Here is a 1,392-nt window from a genome sequence, read left to right on the forward strand (position 1 = left end):
GCTATACCGATACCCGACTTCTGATCAACGGCGAGTGGTGCGACGCCGCCAGCGGCAAGACCCTCGACGTCATCAACCCGGCTACCGGCAAGGCGATCGGCAAAGTGGCGCACGCCGGCATTGCCGATCTGGACCGGGCGCTGGCCGCCGCGCAGCGCGGCTTCGAAGCCTGGCGCAAAGTGCCGGCCAACGAGCGCGCCACGACCATGCGCAAGGCCGCCGCGCTGGTGCGCGAGCGCGCCTCGGACATCGGCCGCCTGATGACGCTGGAACAGGGCAAGCCGTTCGCCGAAGCACGCGTCGAAGTGCTGGCGGCGGCGGACATCATCGAATGGTTCGCCGACGAAGGCCGCCGTGTCTACGGCCGGATCGTGCCGTCGCGCAATCTCGCGGCGCAGCAACTGGTGCTGAAGGAACCGATCGGTCCGGTCGCGGCATTCACGCCGTGGAACTTCCCGGTCAACCAGGTGGTGCGTAAGCTGAGCGCCGCGCTCGCATGCGGGTGCTCGTTCCTCGTCAAGGCGCCGGAAGAAACCCCGGCGTCGCCGGCCGCACTGCTGCAGGCCTTCGTCGAAGCCGGCGTGCCGGCGGGCACGGTCGGCCTGGTGTTCGGCGACCCGGCTGAGATTTCGAGCTACCTGATTCCGCATCCGGTGATCCGCAAGGTCACGTTCACCGGCTCGACGCCGGTCGGCAAGCAACTGGCGGCACTGGCCGGCGCGCACATGAAGCGCGCGACGATGGAGCTGGGCGGTCATGCGCCGGTGATCGTGGCCGAAGACGCCGACGTGGCGCTCGCCGTGAAGGCCGCGGGCGGCGCGAAGTTCCGCAATGCCGGCCAGGTCTGCATCTCGCCGACGCGCTTCCTGGTGCACAACAGCATCCGCGAGGAATTCGCCGCGGCGCTGGTCAAGCACGCTGAAAGCCTCAAGCTGGGCGACGGCCTCGCCGAGGGCACCACGCTCGGCCCGCTCGCCAACGCACGCCGTCTCACGGCAATGAGCAAGGTGCTCGACGACGCGCGCAAGACCGGCGCCAAGGTCGAAACCGGCGGCGAACGCGTGGGCTCGGAAGGCAACTTTTTTGCGCCGACCGTGCTGACCAACGTGTCGCTCGAATCGGACGTGTTCAACAACGAGCCGTTCGGCCCGATCGCCGCGATTCGCGGCTTCGACAAGCTCGAGGAAGCGATCGCCGAAGCCAACCGTCTGCCGTACGGTCTCGCGGGCTACGCGTTCACGAAGTCGTTCACCAACGTGCATCTGCTGTCGCAGCAACTGGAAGTCGGCATGCTGTGGATCAACCAGCCGGCCACGCCGTCGCCGGAAATGCCGTTCGGCGGCGTGAAGGATTCGGGCTACGGTTCGGAAGGCGGTCCGGAAGCCATGGAAG

The 1,392-nt window shown here is 67.8% G+C and carries 1 protein-coding gene; it reads left to right on the forward strand.

Annotated features, from left to right (window positions below):
- A partial coding sequence (locus PQR42_RS45445) for an NAD-dependent succinate-semialdehyde dehydrogenase (protein ID WP_408221492.1) occupies window positions 1-1,392 on the forward strand: 1,392 nt, incomplete at both ends.

Source organism: Paraburkholderia sediminicola (assembly GCF_046027355.1).
Lineage (GTDB): Bacteria > Pseudomonadota > Gammaproteobacteria > Burkholderiales > Burkholderiaceae > Paraburkholderia > Paraburkholderia sediminicola_B.